Source organism: Wolbachia endosymbiont of Drosophila tsacasi (assembly GCF_028982115.1).
In the GTDB taxonomy this organism is placed as follows: Bacteria; Pseudomonadota; Alphaproteobacteria; order Rickettsiales; family Anaplasmataceae; genus Wolbachia; species Wolbachia pipientis_B.
Genome location: NZ_JAPQLJ010000045.1, coordinates 1 through 14,963 on the forward strand (window position 1 = coordinate 1; position 14,963 = coordinate 14,963).

Genomic DNA, 14,963 nt, shown 5'->3' on the forward strand with positions numbered 1-14,963 from the left:
CCCAGGGTGGCTTTGTTGCATAGCAAGAATATTTTAGAAAGGGAAAAAGCCTTTTAAAATATGAGTTACTAACAGATTTTGTTGTAAAGTAAGCATTTTGAAAGAAATATAGTTTATGCCACAAAAAATGAGAGTAAGTAACCAAGGAGAATATAACGAATTTCTTGAAAAAAGAGGAAATGTTTTTCACTTTATTGATGAAGCAATAGACAATTGGTATGAAAACAGTCCAAAAGTGTCTGGCGGCAACAATGTTTATAGTGATAAGGCCGTGATTTTAATACATATAATAGTTCACTGTTTAGGATAGGTTTAAGGCAGGCAGTAGGTTTTGTAAAAGGATATCTAAAAAAGATAGAAAAGGATTTGGAAGTCATTAGCTATTCCCAGTCTTCTAGAAGACTAAGTAAGCTCAATATGAAGATCAATGATTATAGAGTGAATAGAGATGATGTAGAAAATATTGAAATTGCTATGGATAGCACAGTAATCAGTATCTATAGTAATAGTGATCAGCATAACAAAGATAATGTCAAAACAAGAAAGTATAATAGAGCAGATCAAGTAAGAAAATTACATGCTGCTTTAAATATAGAAAGCAAAAAAGTAATAGCCATTAAGTATACCAATTCAACTTTACGTGACAGTATATTAGCATGTAGTATGCTTGAAGAAATGGACGGCAAGTATGGCATTTCATCTATTCGTGCAGATGCATCTTATGACGGAAGAAATGTATATAAGATTTGTAAAGAACTTAATATTAAACCTATAATCCGACCCATAAAGAATGCAACAGTCCGTGAAAAGGTGGATTATTTATCAGAAAGAAACAACAATGTTAAGGTTATACAATCTTACAAAAACTATGAAGATGGTGTAAAAGAATGGAAAATGGTGATGAAATATGGCTTAAGATCACATATTGAGGGCTTTTTCTTTAGGCTCAAAAAAACATTTGGATTTAGTTTAAAAAATAAGTCTGAAATGAATCGTGAAAAAGAGCTATTAATTAAGTGCTATTTAATTAATAGATTTACTGAAATTGGTATGCCAAAGTTTGAAACAGCTGCTTAAATTTTTTATATAAAATATTAATGCAAGTAGCTATGCAACAAAGCCACCCAGGGGACAATGAATCTACATTCAGGAACTTTTGGTAAAGTGACATTAAGTAGTGGAAGATTTATTGTTGAATTTAGAGGGCTCTCAGCAAAGCTTGAGAGAAGCATAGCAGAATTATACTCTCCTGCATGCAGAGCGCAATTTTGCGATGATAAATGTAAAGCCGATACCAAAAAATTTAGTAAAATAAGTACAATCACTAAAGTAATAGACGAAAGAAGATTTGAAGACATGAATTTAACTGAGAGTGATGAATATTATAAGCACGGAGTAGTGAAATTCTTTGGCTCAACAGCGTTTGAAGGTATAGTAAAAGAATATAAAAATAGAGTGGTTACATTGTTTACTTCGCCTTCATACCAAATTTTTGCTGGAGATAAATATTCAATACTCGCAGGTTGCGATAAAACATTTCCAACTTGTAGAAGCAAGTTTAACAATACTGTAAATTTTCGTGGTGAACCCTATATACCAGGTTTTTATATTGTTTAGCAGCACAATTTTCAATATTATGAATATGCATGGAAAGGTGGCTGAGTGGTCTAAAGCACACGCTTGGAAAGCGTGCACATATGAAAACATGTCGGGGGTTCGAATCCCCCCTTTTCCGTATATCACTTCTAGAATAGTATAAAACCCGCTATGTCAGCCTCCTTTTACTCCACTTAGGTATGTACTAATATACCTAATTTTGTTACAACATTCCCAATAACATAAATTATTTTAGCTATACTATCAATAGCATTGCTTTAAAAAGAGTGCCCATATTTTCAGTCAACCTTAAGAATTCACTAAAGATCCTATTCTTTTGTTCATCGCTTGCGCTTTTCATTAAAGCCTGGGTTCTTTCTTTTATGCCAAAAAGATATAAAAATTCTCTTTGAGTTAAAATCTCGCAATCTACGTGTTTTAATGAATCTTTTAATACTTGAAAGTTTACAAGTGCAGTAATATCGCTATTACCAACATTCTCAAGAAAATTAGCATACTTATGTTGTTTTATCGATTGCAAAGTGCTCTTATATGCGGGGTATACATAACCGTAATCTATAATCAAAGCAGCTCCTTTATTATTATGTATCTTCTTCTCAAGTTTTTTTAATATTTCAACCCCAGTTGAACATATTTCCACCACTGCACCATTAAAAAGTTTTCCATTTGTCGTCTGAGTCGCTAATACTGGAACCCATGATTCTTTCTTTCTGGATTTCAGTGCCAAGCACTGGAATGACACTCCATCATCTTGTTTTGTTACCCTATTTTCGTACCACTGCCCATCGCGGTAAATAAACTGATCTATCGGAAGAGCGTCAAAGAACTCATTTGCTAAAAAAATGGTTGGTTGTTCTGGTAGGTTGTCAATATCTTTGTGCCAATTAACACCTAAGCCTTTTAATTTTTCCTTTTGTATCTTCCGTAAAGTAGGGCTTATTTCAACTAAGTGGATCAACATTGAATTAAAAAAGCTGCTGTATTTTTTAGTGACTCTTATTATATCGTGAATGAGTGTTCCTTTGCCTGGCCCAAGTTCAACTAGAGAAAATTTTGATGGCTTTCCTAATTTTTCCCATGTATGCATTATCCAAACTGCAATTACTTCACCAAATAATTGGCTGATCTCAGGTGCAGTAGTAAAATCACCATCCTTACCAAGTGGTAATCTACTCGTATAGTAGCCGTATCTTTCATGGTACAAAACGGCATTCATGAAATCACTGATGGATATTGATCCTTGACTTTTGTCAATTAATTCGTGTATATAAGTGAGCATGTTATTAATAAATGTTTAACTATAGCGTGCCATAATATAAAATAGTAGAGTATTTATATATATAGTATAAACTTAAGTTTGTGAGTAATAGTGCTTCAGTTATGGACAACAAAAACACCGATTATGTTGCCCTTATACCTCAAGATGATAATATTGAATACAAATTTGAAGAAGCTGTCAATTTTATAGAAAACAAGGTTATAAATGCTGATGGACTAACTTTAGCGGAAGTGTTTCAAGTGCTAGTTCAAATGCTAGATGGTGATCTAGCATTGGTAAAAAAAGTACTAGCATATGCTAATATTATGGCAAAGCATGGAATGAAGGTAGCAAAAGAGTCGCAATTAAGCAGAGCTGATGTTCGCCGAGCTTTGGAAGGTAAAGAAAGTGTTGTCAATAGACAAGATTTTATAAAGAAACCACCTCTTCCACCTGCTATAAAATCGACCAAAAAGAAAAGTAGAGGTCTTTAGATGGCTGAATCTATAAAAAAATTTACTGTACAATGTGACTTCAAAGGACAAAGTTCACCTTTTGCAATATATATAGGAAATCCAAAAAGTGATGCTCATCCAATTCATCATCAAGATTCCTGGCTTGTAAAAGAACGTGGAGGGAATATTCCTAACAAAGTAAAAGAAAGTCTACAAAAATTATATAAACTATCTCAAGAAAATGGAGTCTCTTTCTCAGAGTTATGTGCGTATGCCATTACTGTGGTTAGTAATAATGATAAAAAAAGTGACGACAAGCAGTGAGATAGTTTAATCTCTCAATATTTCATTTATAGAGGTTTTTGATCTTGTCTTTTCATCCACTTTTTTTACTATGACTGCACAATAGGTTGAAATGTTATTTTTAGATGGAATAGACCCTGGTACCAATACAGAACAAGGTGGCACTTCGCCATAAAACACCTCGCTAGTTTCTCTATCAATAATCTTTGTTGATGCTCCAATAAACACACCCATGCCAAGGACTGATCCTTCTCTAACTACCACACCCTCGGCTACCTCGCTACGTGCTCCAATAAAGCAATTATTTTCTATAATGACAGGTGAAGCTTGAATAGGCTCAAGGACTCCACCTATTCCCACTCCACCGGAAATATGGCAGTTTTTTCCTATTTGCGCACAGCTACCAATCGTTGACCAGGTATCTATCATTGTTCCTGAATCAACATATGCACCAACGTTGATAAAACTTGGCATTAGAACAACATTTGTACCTATATAAGCAGATCGGCGGACAAAACACCCAGGAACTGCTCTAATTTTTAACTGGCAAAATTTCTCCTCATTCCATTCACTAAATTTGTTACCGATCTTGTCAAACCAGCAATTGGTATTATCTATTATTTTGTTTTCTTCAGTGAGAAAATGTAATAATATTGCCTGCTTTATCCACTTATGTACTAACCATTCTCCACTTGATAGCTTTTCTGCTACTCTAATTTTGCCACTATCAAGGAGCTCAATTACCTCTTTAATTGCTATTCTTGCTGTTTCCTTTAGGTTACAGTCATTAAATTTTTCTCTATTTTTCCAAATATTTTCTATCTCACTTTGTATTTTTTTTAGTTGCAAACCTTCCATTTGTTATATATATTAATATTAAATTTATAGTTCTCTATCATTTGAGCTTGTTACTACTTTATATGTAAGTGCTATGAAAATACAATGTAATAGTTGTACTAAAACTTACTTAGTATCTTCTGAGCAAATTGGTCCATTTGGAAGAAAGGTAAAGTGTACGAACTGCAATCATATATGGCATGAACATCTAGAAGAAGCATCAAGCAAATCGCACTCTGCTAATATACAGGAAAAAAAAATTAGTGGAAGGAATTTTTTACAGAGTCTAGCATTTACCACTCTAGCTTTTGCGACAGCTACAGGGTTATGCGTCGTAATTGCTAATGGCATCTTTCCTAGAGAGATGAACAAAGCATACAAAACGATCAGTTCATATAAGGATTCAATAAGCTATAAATTAGGATACAAAAAAGAACAAACAGAAAATCCAAATGTGAAAAAACTTGTTGTAAATAAGTTTTATCAAGACTACCTTTTTTTATCTAATTTAAGATCTAGTTAAATAGGCATAAACCATCGCCGGTATTGGTATTCAGTTCCTATAGCTACTCAGATGATGCAAACAGTATTAGGGTGACAGAGTTTTAAAAATAAGTTATCTTTTAGTAAAGAACAGCTCATGAGTATTAAAATTGCACCTTCTATACTTTCAGCAGACTTTGCAAAATTAGGAGAAGAAGTAAGAAAAATTAGCGATTTAGGTGTGGATTACATACACATAGACGTTATGGATGGGAATTTCGTCTCAAATATTACAATTGGTCCTAGCGTTGTCTCTGCAATACGTAAATATAGCAATCTTCCTTTTGATGTGCATTTAATGGTCAAATCTCCTGGTAACCACATTGAAAGCTTTATAAATGCTGGTGCTGATATTATCACTGTACATGCAGAAGCAGAGATACACCTTGAGAGGTTGATAAGAAAGATAAAGTCATACAAAAATGTAAGCGACGCAAAAAACCCGATTCAAGCTGGAGTCTCAATTGTTCCTTCAACTTCCCCAAGTGTGCTTGAATACATAATACATGAGCTAGATATTGTGCTGATTGTGACAGTCAACCCTGGCTTTGGAGGGCAGGAATTTATTCATTCACAGTTGAACAAGATATCTACTATAAAAAAAATGATACAGGAGCGTAATCTTAAAACACAAATTTCAGTAGATGGTGGAATTAACTTTTCTAACGCAGCTGATATAATAAAAGCAGGTGCTGATATTTTAGTTGCGGGATCGGCAATATTCAAGGCTGAAGATATTAAGAAGGCCATAAACGATCTTAAAAATCCATCGTGGTAATCCTATATAGCTAGTGCAGCCCTACGTCATACTGCGATTCATTCCATAGCTGTACGAACGTTGTAGTTTGGACCACCAGTGGAGCAGTGCCCAGACACTGGTCCTATGCAACTTAATTAAAAACGTTTGTTTTAGCGTAAACCCTTAGCTCATCAGCTCAGTTATAAGCAAAATTTCTGGATTCCAGACTGGAATGACACCCTACTTAACCGTCATTCCGCCACGAACCGTCATACCACCACGAACCGTCATACCGCGATTCATTCGCGGTATCTCATCCGCTAACAAGAGATCCCGCTGCGGGATGACGATTGTCAGGGCCAGCGCCTCTATGATGTCATCCCAGTGCCCAGACACTGGGATCCAGAAAAATTGATTATGTACTATACAACATTTTCGATCAAAAGCTGGATTCCAGTGCCAAGCACTGGAATGACACCTCTCTTGGGCTCTTTTAGCTAAAACATTAAGAAATTTACCAAATGAAAAAAAAGGCAAAAGAAACCCTGGTCATTGTCTATTTTCAGTATTGGCGTTTTTAAGTCTTAAACACTGCAATTTAGCTGCTTTTAAATGCAACTCACCTTAGTTTAAATGTTTAAGAAATTTACTAAGCAGAAAAAAAGGCAAAAGAAATCCCGTGTTAGCTAGTTGTTACTCTCTAATCCTGCAAATTGGCGTACTATACTGTCTTAAACGACTTATAAGCGCGTTTCAGCTTATATAGGTAAAAACCTAGAAATATTGTGAAGACATAAAGTGCACATAGTGCAAAAACTTAAAAATAAGACGCCAACTACGTTGTTTTCTTGCTGTTTAATCTGCACAGATGAAGACAACTGAATACCTTCAGTACCATGATAAGGAGGCTGGCGGAGTTTGTCAAGTAAGTTTTTGTTTCTATTGAATGACAGTTGTAGCCTATGCAAGAAGTCTATTGACTTTGAGCGCACTTTAGCCTATACAATTTCAATATCTTAAACTGCCAAACATGCCCGATCTAAAGACAATGATGTTAAATTTTGGCCCTCAGCACCCAGCTGCACATGGAGTGTTGCGCCTTGTTTTAGAGATGGACGGCGAAGTGGTTGAGAGAGCTGATCCTCATATTGGGCTTTTGCATCGCGGTACTGAAAAATTAATAGAGTACAAAACATATCTTCAAGCTTTGCCTTATTTTGATCGTCTTGATTATGTGTCACCAATGTCACAAGAGCATGCGTATTCACTATGTGTAGAGAAATTGTTGCAATGCGAAATTCCGATTAGGGCAAAGTATTTACGTGTCTTGTTTTGTGAACTGACGAGAATACTAAATCATTTACTGAACGTTTCTTCTCAAGCGCTTGATGTTGGAGCAATGACTCCTCTTTTATGGCTCTTTGAAGAAAGAGAAAAAATACTGGAATTTTACGAAAGAGCTTCAGGTGCAAGGTTTCACGCAGCTTACATCAGACCAGGTGGAGTTGCAGCAGATGTTCCAGAAGGCTTGATTGAGGATATTGCAAAGTTTATAGAGCAATTTCCAAAGTATATAGACGATGTTGATGAACTTTTAACAGAAAATAGGATATGGAAGCAACGCACTGTAGGAATTAGTGAAATATCAATTAAACAGGCACTTGATTGGGGCTTTAGTGGCCCAATGTTGCGCGCGGCTGGGCTTGCTTGGGATTTGCGAAAAAGCCAGCCATATGAAATATATGATCAGCTAGATTTTGATATACCTATTGGCCAAAATGGCGATTGTTATGACCGTTATCTAGTTAGAATGGCAGAGATTAGGCAGTCTGTTAGCTTGGTGAAGCAGTGTATAGAGAAAATGCCTGGAGGCCCAATAAAAACTGAAGATAGAAAAATTTCTCCACCGCCAAGAGCAGAGATGAAAAAATCTATGGAAGCTCTGATTCACCATTTTAAACTTTACTCAGAAGGATATCACGTACCAAAAGGTGAAGCTTACACAGCTGTTGAGGCACCAAAAGGTGAGTTTGGAGTGTATATAGTTTCAGATGGTACCAATAGACCTTATAGATGCCGAATAAGAGCACCTGGCTTTGCACATTTACAAGCTTTGGATTTTATGGCAAAAGGACACATGCTTGCCGACATTGCAGCAATTATTGGCTCACTCGATATAGTTTTTGGTGAGATTGATAGGTAATTATTGTAAGATAGTAACTCAACTAATGGTCAATACATCTTCTATTAAAAATTGTACAAATTCATTGCCATTCCAGTAATTCATAGAGATTTTACCCAAAATGGCTTTAACATTACCCTGCATGATAGCAGAGCCAAGGTGAGTATTTGCAGAGCGAAATGCAATAGCTCTTACCATAACATTATCATCAGCAATAAAACATTTTATATGATCAACTCCTATAACTTCAGGCTTTCTTATCTTTGCTCCCTGAATGATAAACCTTGGTTCAGGATTCCCAACTCCAAATGGTCCCAAGCGTTGCAGCTCATTCCACAGAGATAAGTTTATTGCTTTAGCAGTTACTATACTATCAGCTTTCAAAGTTTTCTCATTTATAGAGTTTGAAAATCTTTCAGTAAAAAAATCATGCAAATCATTTATTTTGTCTTCTTTAATTGAAAATCCTGCCGCCATACTATGACCACCACCTTCAATAATTAAATTTGTAAACTTTGCGGAAAGGACTGCAGCACCGATATCAACTCCCAAAATTGATCTACAGCTTGCTTTTCCTATTCCATTGTTTAAAGACATCACTATTGTTGGTAAGTGAAACTGCTCCTTTAGCCTTGATGCAATTATACCAATTATTCCCTGGTGCCAGTTGCCGCTTACCATTATAAAATTTACACCTAATTGGGCAAATTTTTCCGCTTGTGCTGTAGCTTCCAAAAGAGCCTCATTTTCTAACACTTTCCTTGTATTATTCAAATCTATTAATTTTAGCGCGATTGAATGTGCCTCTTCATCATCATCGGTGGAAAGCAACCTTGCACCGAGTGATGCTTCTCCAATTCTTCCTCCAGCATTTATGCATGGCCCAATACTAAACCCTAATTGTGAAACACTTGGTTTTTCAAGGATCCCCAAAGCATCAAATAAAACACGCAAGCCAACGTTTTTTCTTGCTGACATAACTTTTAATCCTTGTGAGACAAATGCTCTATTGAGGTCTGTAATCTGCATAACATCGCAAACGGTTCCAAGGGCAACTAAATCCAGCAGATTAAATAAATCTGGTTCTTTTTTGTTGGTAAAAGATCCTTGCTCACATAGGCTTTTATTAAGAGCAATAATCAGCAAAAATGACACTCCAACTGCTGCAAGGTTAGTATAAGGAGAGCTTTCATCAAGGCGGTTTGGGTTAACAACTGCTATGGCGCTTGGTAACTTTTCCGTACCAAGATGATGATCGACAACTATAATATCAAGACCAAAGACCTTTGCATCTTCTATTGGTTGATATGCAAGCGTACCGCAATCAACGGAAATACATAAATCGATCCCGTTTTTTTTAAGTTGTAATAAAGCATCTGTGTTTAATCCATAGCCCTCATCAACACGATCTGGAATGTAGACTATAGAGTGTATATCGATTGCTCTCAGGTACCTGTTAATCAATGCTGACGACGTTGCACCATCAACATCATAGTCACCAAATATTGCAATTTTTTCATTATTTTTTATTGCCCGTATTATACGAGAAACAGCTTTATCCATATCAAAAAGGTGAAAGGGATCTGGTAATAGCGATCTGATTAGTGGATATAAGAAGTCGCTCGCATTTTCTATGTTAACACCACGAGTAACCAATATTCTTGCTAGTACTTCTGGCAACTCAAATTTCTGTATAAGAGTTAAGATTTCCCTTTGATCTGCTTCTTGCAACTTCCACAATGCATTTGTTATGCTGCGCTTTTCAATTTCAAGTAGCATATTCTTTGTAAATAAAACTACTTTACCAGAACTTTTAAACTTGTTCTATAATTGTATTAGATGCACAGTTCCAGAGTGTGATGGTATGATAAAATGTGAGAAAAAATACCATCACACTCTGGAACTGTACATCTATCTCTACAAAAACTATATTTTTCTTTAGAAGAGAGTTATATTGTAACTATGGACAAAATAATCATAAAAAAATTTGGTGGGACTTCGCTAACTGATTTAAACCGAGTTGCAAATTTGATAAAAAACGATATTGAGAAAGGTTGTAATGTAATCGTTGTTGTATCTGCTGTTGCAGGATTTACTGACCAAATGGCTTTTCAGGCTAGGCAAATCTCAAATTTAAGTTGCAGACAAGAGTTATCAGAGTATGACGTTATGCTTTCAGCAGGAGAACAAATTTCTTGCGGTCTATTAGCTATCACTCTCCAATCGATCGGAGTTAATGCTAAATCGTGGCTTGCCTGGCAGTTACCAATTGTAACTGATGATTTTTATTCTGAGTCTAAAATAAAAACAATAAAGATTGACCGTGTGAAAAGATCTTTTGCTGAGGGTTATACTGCTGCGATCATCGCTGGTTTTCAGGGTATAAATGATGATAGAATCACTACTTTTGGAAGAGGAGGCTCTGATATATCAGCAGTTGCCTTCACGGTAGCCTTTGGTGTTAGAACTTGCGAAATTTTTACTGATATTGATGGAATATATACAGTAGACCCGAGAATTGTTCCAAAGGCACGCAAGCTTAAATTTATCTCTTACGATGAAATGTTGGAAATGTCGTCATCTGGTGCTAAAATACTGCATAATCGTTCAGTACAACTTGCAATGAAGCATAACATTAAAGTGCAAGTGCTATCCACTTTTAAAGAAGTAGAAGGCACCACAGTACTACACAAAAGGGATGTACTAGAGAGATACTTAATTACTGGAATAGCTTATAGCACTAATGAAGCTCTTGTAACTTTCACTAACCTTGCAAATAACTTGCGTACTTTAAGAGATATAGTAGAGGCAAACGTTAAAATTGATATGATACATGGGTCAAGTTTTGTTATCTCCAAATTTGATATTGATTTAATGGAAAAGTTACTGAATAAGAATGAAAATTATGCTATAAACGACAATGTAGCTAAAATTTCAATAATTGGAATTGGTATTATGTCTAATACTGAAGTGATGCACCGCACACTCAAGGTTTTAAGCAAAAAAAAGATAGAAATACTTGCTATCACAACATCCGAAATCAAAATCAGTATAATTGTTCAAAAAGAATATGTTGTAGCTTTGGTCAAAGATTTACATACTGAGTATGAGCTTGATATGCAACACTAGGATAGGCTCAACGTCTACAACTGTACGAACATTGCAATTTGGGCCTACCAGGAAGGTTGTATATTACTTATAGCTTATCTATTCAAATTGTGACTTTATTTTTCATAATTAATTGTTGACACTGTTGATAATCTAGTTATTATTAATATTGTATTGACCAATGAGGTGAAAAATGTCTACATCTAATCTTAAAGTTTCGATTGCTGCTTTATCATTGTGTGCATCTGCCGTTGCAATTTATATACATCTTCCTTATGTTATTGCGGCAGTTTCTGGTTCTGGTGCAATTGAAGCAGTTCCCTTAGCAATTTTTACTGTTTCTGCGGTTATTGCACTGGCTTCAGTAGCATATTTTATTAAACTTGCCGTTTCTCCACAGACAGAAATGGAGGATAAATCAAGTGTGCCTCCTTCAAGTAATAATCTCTCTCTTAATCTTACAATCTCGGACTCGGGCTCGGGTAATGTGAATATATGTACTAAGAATGATAACATCCTAATGGGAGCTGGTATTCCTATAGCAAAAAAAGCTAGCAATTGGCAAATTGATGAAGTGGGCACCCCAGAAGACCAGACTAACACTGGAGAGGGACAGCCAATGAAAGATATGATAAAAGAATCTGTGCTTGATCCTGAATCACCTCCAGTAACGCTTGGTGCACAAACAAACACAAGTGCCAATGTACCACCATCACCTCCTCCTGTTCCAAATAAGTCTGGAAAAGAATCCGGCCATACTGCATCTCAAGTACCACAAGAAAAGTCTGTTGGGTAAGATGAGTTGAACGCAAAATTGTCAGAAGGAGAGAAAGCTTTTAAACAGATAAGAGAACGTAGTTTTACCTTGAAAAGAATTGACGCTCAACCTAAGCCTGGAAAAGAATCCAGCCATACTGCATCTCAAGTACCACAAGAAAAATCTGTTAATCAAGATAAGTTGAACGCAACATTGTCAAATGACAATAACAAGCAAAAAATGCAAGAAGAAGAGTATTATGCGAGAGTTGAAAAAGTGCTAAAAGAGACAAAAGAGATAAGAGAGAGTCATAATGATAATCCATACAAGGTGCTTCTGAACAAAATGGCACCAAGGGGTAGTGAAAGTGATCATTCTAGTGACTGGGCAGGTAGTGGAGATAAGCTGTCTAACTCGGGTGGTTGGAGTGATAATGAAAACAAGGAACAGGATAAGCAAAGTTTTGCCCCTGCCCAAGCAGATGCATCTATAGATGCCGCCCATGAAATAGATTCTGATGAGGAAGTGAGCAATTACACCAATAAGCCTTTAAATTCCCAACTAAGCAATGGAGAAAGAAGCAAAACTCCTGATAGCGCTTATGGGTCTAAATCCTCATCCCCGTTGAATTTTGAGTCAGAGACAGAGAAGCCACAGGTACCTGCTAGTTTACAAGAGGAACCTTCTGTAACAAAAGTGAATAATGTGGATCCAGTGAATAGTAGAGTGTAATCTTCACTAAAAGTAATAGGACCACAGCGGTCATAAAATTATCAAGGGAAGTACCACACACTTCCCTTCTTTTTCAAAATAAGTTTACCTACAGGTCTGATTGTATTAAGATTACTTAATACAATCAGGTCTATTATATGCGTTTATCCAAATATTACCTGCCAACTCTAAAGGAAAAGCCTACCCATGCTAAAATTATCTCCCATCAATATTCTTTACGTGCAGGCTTAATCAAGCAAACAGCGTCTGGCATTTATTCATGGTTACCGCTTGGTCTTTTAGTGCTTAAAAACATTGAAAACATCATCAGAGATGAAATGAACAAGTCTGGCGTTATTGAAGTATTAATGCCTTGTGTGCAGCCGGCAAGTCTCTGGCGAGAATCAGGCCGTTACGATGATTACGGCAAAGAGATGCTGCACATTAAGGATAGGCATGGGAGCGATATGCTTTTCGGGCCAACGCAGGAGGAGGTAGCAACTGACTTAATTAGAGATACGGTAAGAAGCTACAAAGATTTGCCACTTTGTTTGTATCATATCCAGTGGAAATTCCGTGATGAGGTAAGACCACGTTATGGTGTTATGAGGGGTAGGGAATTTCTGATGAAGGATGCATACAGTTTTGATGTAGATTACGAAGGTGCACTGAATTCATATAATTTGATGTACAAAACTTACATAAAAATCTTCAAACGCATGGGGCTTACTCCAATTGGAGTGAGAGCGGCCACTAGGCCAATTGGAGGAAATTTGAGCCACGAGTTCCATATATTGGCAAACACTGGTGAGAGCACTTTATATTATGACAATAAATTTTCTGAACTACTAGAAAGTGAAGATGTTGGAAGTTTGAAAAATATATATGCAGTTGCAGATGATATGCACGACCCTAAAACTTGCCTTGTGCCGCAAGAACAGTTAAATGTTAGTAAAGGTATTGAAATAGGGCATATTTTTTATTTTGGCAACAAATACTCAAAGCCTATGAAGGCAAGTGTTACTTCTCAAGATGGAAAAAATGTCAACATGCATATGGGTTCGTATGGCATTGGGGTTTCAAGGCTTGTCGGTGCAATAATAGAAGCTTTTCATGATGATAAGGGAATTATCTGGCCAGAAGCGGTAGCTCCTTTCAGAATTGGTTTAATCAATTTACAAACGAAAGTAACGGAGGCTGCAGATAAAATATACAAAGCTTTGAAAAGCGATGAAGTGCTTTACGATGATACGGAAGGAAGTGTAGGAGTAAAATTTGCCAGAATGGATCTGATAGGCTTGCCGTGGCAAATAATTGTTGGAAAGAAAGCAGTAAGTGAAAACATAGTTGAAGTAAAAAATAGAGCAACTGGAGAGGTAAAAGAAATGCAGATTGAGGAAGCAATAAATCGCTTTAGCACAAAATGATACGCGGTATCGGCACTGACATAGTATATATACCAAGAGTATTGGGAATATTACAAAAATACGGGGGAAAATTTCTCAATAGAATCTACACTGAAAAAGAAATAGAGCTAAGTAGAAAGTATAATAGTCAAGAAATGCGAGCAAGGTATTTTGCCAAACGCTTTGCAGCAAAAGAAGCTTTTGTTAAAGCACGAGGTACTGGATTTAGCCAGGGCATTATAATGAAAGATATAGAAATATACAGTGGTGTAAAAGGAAAGCCATATATTGCTGTCAGAAAGGATTTCATCTCAAAGGACTACAAGATTCACCTTTCTTTAAGTGACGATGGAGATTACGCTACTGCATTTGTTGTAATTTGCATCTGTAGCTCACACAGATAAAGTTTACTCTTTTGTCATCCTATGCACAACTGTACGAACATTCATTTTTAAAGGTAAACTGCACAGCAAATGGTCAGTGTTTGACACTGTCCTCCTTTGTCATCCGAGTAGCTGACACTTGTATCTTTATGATGTGAAGCATTAGAGCTAAAATACCTCACAGGAAGGGTGAAGCTGATGCGACACTAATGCCATTAAGGCCGAATCCCAGATTTTGCTTGCCTCCCATAGAGTTAAAGACAGAACAGTATCTTTTGGAATTATATCCCGTATTACAAGGTTAGTCTAAACTCTCAGTTTATTTATAGTCTTGGAGGCAATTTTATGCAAGTAAATGCTATTTTGGGTGTGGATATTTCAAAAAAGAAATTTGATGTTTGTTAGTGGAGAGTAAAAAACGACACAAAGTCTTTCAAAATAATCAAGATGGTTTTGCAAAACTTGTAGTTTGGTGCAATGGCCATGGAGCAAATCTTACTCATTTATGTCTTGAAGCAACTAGTTGGTATGGAGAAGATTTGGCTACTTTTATGCACGATTTAGGACATAATGTCAGTATAGTAAATCCAGAAAGCTTTTGGCAAAAGTGAGCTGCTCAGAAATAAGACAGATAAATCAGATGCAGCTATGATAGCTAGATTTT

The 14,963-nt window shown here is 36.2% G+C and carries 14 protein-coding genes, 1 tRNA gene and 3 pseudogenes; 15 read left to right on the plus strand and 3 right to left on the minus strand.

The features are described 5' to 3' along the window. The first annotated feature begins 115 nt into the window (after nucleotides 1–115). The 3 genes and pseudogenes from OZD70_RS03255 to OZD70_RS03265 all read left to right on the plus strand — a co-directional run bounded on the left by OZD70_RS03255 (nucleotide 116) and on the right by OZD70_RS03265 (nucleotide 1,735). A pseudogene (locus tag OZD70_RS03255) lies at nucleotides 116–1,077 on the plus strand (IS5 family transposase). A 54-nt stretch (nucleotides 1,078–1,131) separates the two neighbouring features. After that, a pseudogene (locus tag OZD70_RS03260) lies at nucleotides 1,132–1,617 on the plus strand (DUF2163 domain-containing protein); the annotation flags it as partial. A 31-nt stretch (nucleotides 1,618–1,648) separates the two neighbouring features. After that, nucleotides 1,649–1,735 (plus strand) — tRNA-Ser (locus OZD70_RS03265). A 117-nt stretch (nucleotides 1,736–1,852) separates the two neighbouring features. Here the strand turns inward: OZD70_RS03265 and OZD70_RS03270 are convergent. Then, complete coding sequence (locus OZD70_RS03270; protein WP_182183461.1) at nucleotides 1,853–2,896, minus strand: class I SAM-dependent methyltransferase; 1,044 nt, start codon at nucleotides 2,894–2,896, stop codon at nucleotides 1,853–1,855. 101 nt (nucleotides 2,897–2,997) lie between these two features. Here OZD70_RS03270 and OZD70_RS03275 point away from each other — a divergent pair, with 101 nt between their 5' ends. Together OZD70_RS03275 and OZD70_RS03280 are read left to right on the plus strand one after the other, a co-directional pair. After that, nucleotides 2,998–3,369 (plus strand): hypothetical protein, encoded by a 372-nt coding sequence (locus OZD70_RS03275; protein WP_410543792.1) that lies wholly within the window; start codon nucleotides 2,998–3,000, stop codon nucleotides 3,367–3,369. Continuing rightward, complete coding sequence (locus OZD70_RS03280; protein ID WP_007549418.1) at nucleotides 3,370–3,654, plus strand: DUF2610 domain-containing protein; 285 nt, start codon at nucleotides 3,370–3,372, stop codon at nucleotides 3,652–3,654. A 6-nt stretch (nucleotides 3,655–3,660) separates the two neighbouring features. Here the strand turns inward: OZD70_RS03280 and dapD are convergent, their stop codons facing one another. After that, nucleotides 3,661–4,491 (minus strand): 2,3,4,5-tetrahydropyridine-2,6-dicarboxylate N-succinyltransferase, encoded by an 831-nt coding sequence (dapD, locus tag OZD70_RS03285; protein ID WP_275020863.1) that lies wholly within the window; start codon nucleotides 4,489–4,491, stop codon nucleotides 3,661–3,663. A 73-nt stretch (nucleotides 4,492–4,564) separates the two neighbouring features. Here dapD and OZD70_RS03290 point away from each other — a divergent pair, with 73 nt between their 5' ends. The 4 genes from OZD70_RS03290 (at nucleotide 4,565) to OZD70_RS03305 (ending at nucleotide 7,955) form a co-directional block, all read left to right on the plus strand. Beyond that, the gene (locus OZD70_RS03290) at nucleotides 4,565–4,993 is read left to right on the plus strand and encodes a zinc-ribbon domain-containing protein (protein ID WP_182183456.1); all 429 of its coding nucleotides are present in this window, start codon (nucleotides 4,565–4,567) and stop codon (nucleotides 4,991–4,993) included. Between the two features lie 117 nt (nucleotides 4,994–5,110). Further along, nucleotides 5,111–5,791 (plus strand): ribulose-phosphate 3-epimerase, encoded by a 681-nt coding sequence (gene rpe, locus OZD70_RS03295; RefSeq protein WP_182183454.1) that lies wholly within the window; start codon nucleotides 5,111–5,113, stop codon nucleotides 5,789–5,791. 345 nt (nucleotides 5,792–6,136) lie between these two features. Next, complete coding sequence (locus OZD70_RS03300; RefSeq protein ID WP_275020866.1) at nucleotides 6,137–6,253, plus strand: WPE palindromic element domain-containing protein; 117 nt, start codon at nucleotides 6,137–6,139, stop codon at nucleotides 6,251–6,253. A gap of 529 nt (nucleotides 6,254–6,782) precedes the next feature. Continuing rightward, on the plus strand, nucleotides 6,783–7,955 hold the full coding sequence (locus tag OZD70_RS03305; protein WP_275020868.1) for an NADH-quinone oxidoreductase subunit D: 1,173 nt from the start codon (nucleotides 6,783–6,785) through the stop codon (nucleotides 7,953–7,955). 18 nt (nucleotides 7,956–7,973) lie between these two features. On the opposite strand, the gene recJ is transcribed toward OZD70_RS03305, so the two are convergent. Then, nucleotides 7,974–9,713, minus strand: coding sequence for a single-stranded-DNA-specific exonuclease RecJ (gene recJ, locus OZD70_RS03310; RefSeq protein WP_275020870.1), 1,740 nt, complete (start codon nucleotides 9,711–9,713; stop codon nucleotides 7,974–7,976). 183 nt (nucleotides 9,714–9,896) lie between these two features. Between recJ and OZD70_RS03315 the strand changes: the two genes are divergently transcribed. From OZD70_RS03315 to OZD70_RS06125, 6 genes and pseudogenes are all read left to right on the plus strand, one after another. Beyond that, nucleotides 9,897–11,063 carry an aspartate kinase gene (locus tag OZD70_RS03315; protein WP_275020872.1) on the plus strand — a complete coding sequence of 389 codons (1,167 nt, stop codon included), beginning with the start codon at nucleotides 9,897–9,899 and terminating at the stop codon, nucleotides 11,061–11,063. A 172-nt stretch (nucleotides 11,064–11,235) separates the two neighbouring features. After that, nucleotides 11,236–11,838, plus strand: coding sequence for a hypothetical protein (locus OZD70_RS03320; protein ID WP_275020874.1), 603 nt, complete (start codon nucleotides 11,236–11,238; stop codon nucleotides 11,836–11,838). 6 nt (nucleotides 11,839–11,844) lie between these two features. Beyond that, nucleotides 11,845–12,531, plus strand: a complete 687-nt coding sequence (locus OZD70_RS03325; protein ID WP_275020877.1) for a hypothetical protein — start codon at nucleotides 11,845–11,847, stop codon at nucleotides 12,529–12,531. A gap of 137 nt (nucleotides 12,532–12,668) precedes the next feature. After that, nucleotides 12,669–13,937 (plus strand): proline--tRNA ligase, encoded by a 1,269-nt coding sequence (gene proS / locus OZD70_RS03330; protein WP_275020879.1) that lies wholly within the window; start codon nucleotides 12,669–12,671, stop codon nucleotides 13,935–13,937. Then, nucleotides 13,934–14,320 carry a holo-[acyl-carrier-protein] synthase gene (locus tag OZD70_RS03335; protein WP_182183442.1) on the plus strand — a complete coding sequence of 129 codons (387 nt, stop codon included), beginning with the start codon at nucleotides 13,934–13,936 and terminating at the stop codon, nucleotides 14,318–14,320. Before proS ends, OZD70_RS03335 begins: the two co-directional genes overlap by 4 nt. 324 nt (nucleotides 14,321–14,644) lie before the next feature. Then, nucleotides 14,645–14,963: pseudogene (locus OZD70_RS06125) on the plus strand (IS110 family transposase); the annotation flags it as partial.

Bases quoted from the DNA above. Each gene is read 5' to 3' on its own strand.
- OZD70_RS03305 (WP_275020868.1), top strand. From the start codon at position 6,783: ATGCCCGATCTAAAGACAATGATGTTAAATTTTGGCCCTCAGCACCCA.
- OZD70_RS03335 (WP_182183442.1), top strand. From the start codon at position 13,934: ATGATACGCGGTATCGGCACTGACATAGTATATATACCAAGAGTATTG.
- recJ (WP_275020870.1), bottom strand. From the start codon at position 9,713: ATGCTACTTGAAATTGAAAAGCGCAGCATAACAAATGCATTGTGGAAG.
- OZD70_RS03290 (WP_182183456.1), top strand. From the start codon at position 4,565: ATGAAAATACAATGTAATAGTTGTACTAAAACTTACTTAGTATCTTCT.
- rpe (WP_182183454.1), top strand. From the start codon at position 5,111: ATGAGTATTAAAATTGCACCTTCTATACTTTCAGCAGACTTTGCAAAA.
- OZD70_RS03275 (WP_410543792.1), top strand. From the start codon at position 2,998: ATGGACAACAAAAACACCGATTATGTTGCCCTTATACCTCAAGATGAT.
- OZD70_RS03270 (WP_182183461.1), bottom strand. From the start codon at position 2,896: ATGCTCACTTATATACACGAATTAATTGACAAAAGTCAAGGATCAATA.
- OZD70_RS03280 (WP_007549418.1), top strand. From the start codon at position 3,370: ATGGCTGAATCTATAAAAAAATTTACTGTACAATGTGACTTCAAAGGA.
- OZD70_RS03315 (WP_275020872.1), top strand. From the start codon at position 9,897: ATGGACAAAATAATCATAAAAAAATTTGGTGGGACTTCGCTAACTGAT.
- OZD70_RS03320 (WP_275020874.1), top strand. From the start codon at position 11,236: ATGTCTACATCTAATCTTAAAGTTTCGATTGCTGCTTTATCATTGTGT.
- dapD (WP_275020863.1), bottom strand. From the start codon at position 4,491: ATGGAAGGTTTGCAACTAAAAAAAATACAAAGTGAGATAGAAAATATT.
- proS (WP_275020879.1), top strand. From the start codon at position 12,669: ATGCGTTTATCCAAATATTACCTGCCAACTCTAAAGGAAAAGCCTACC.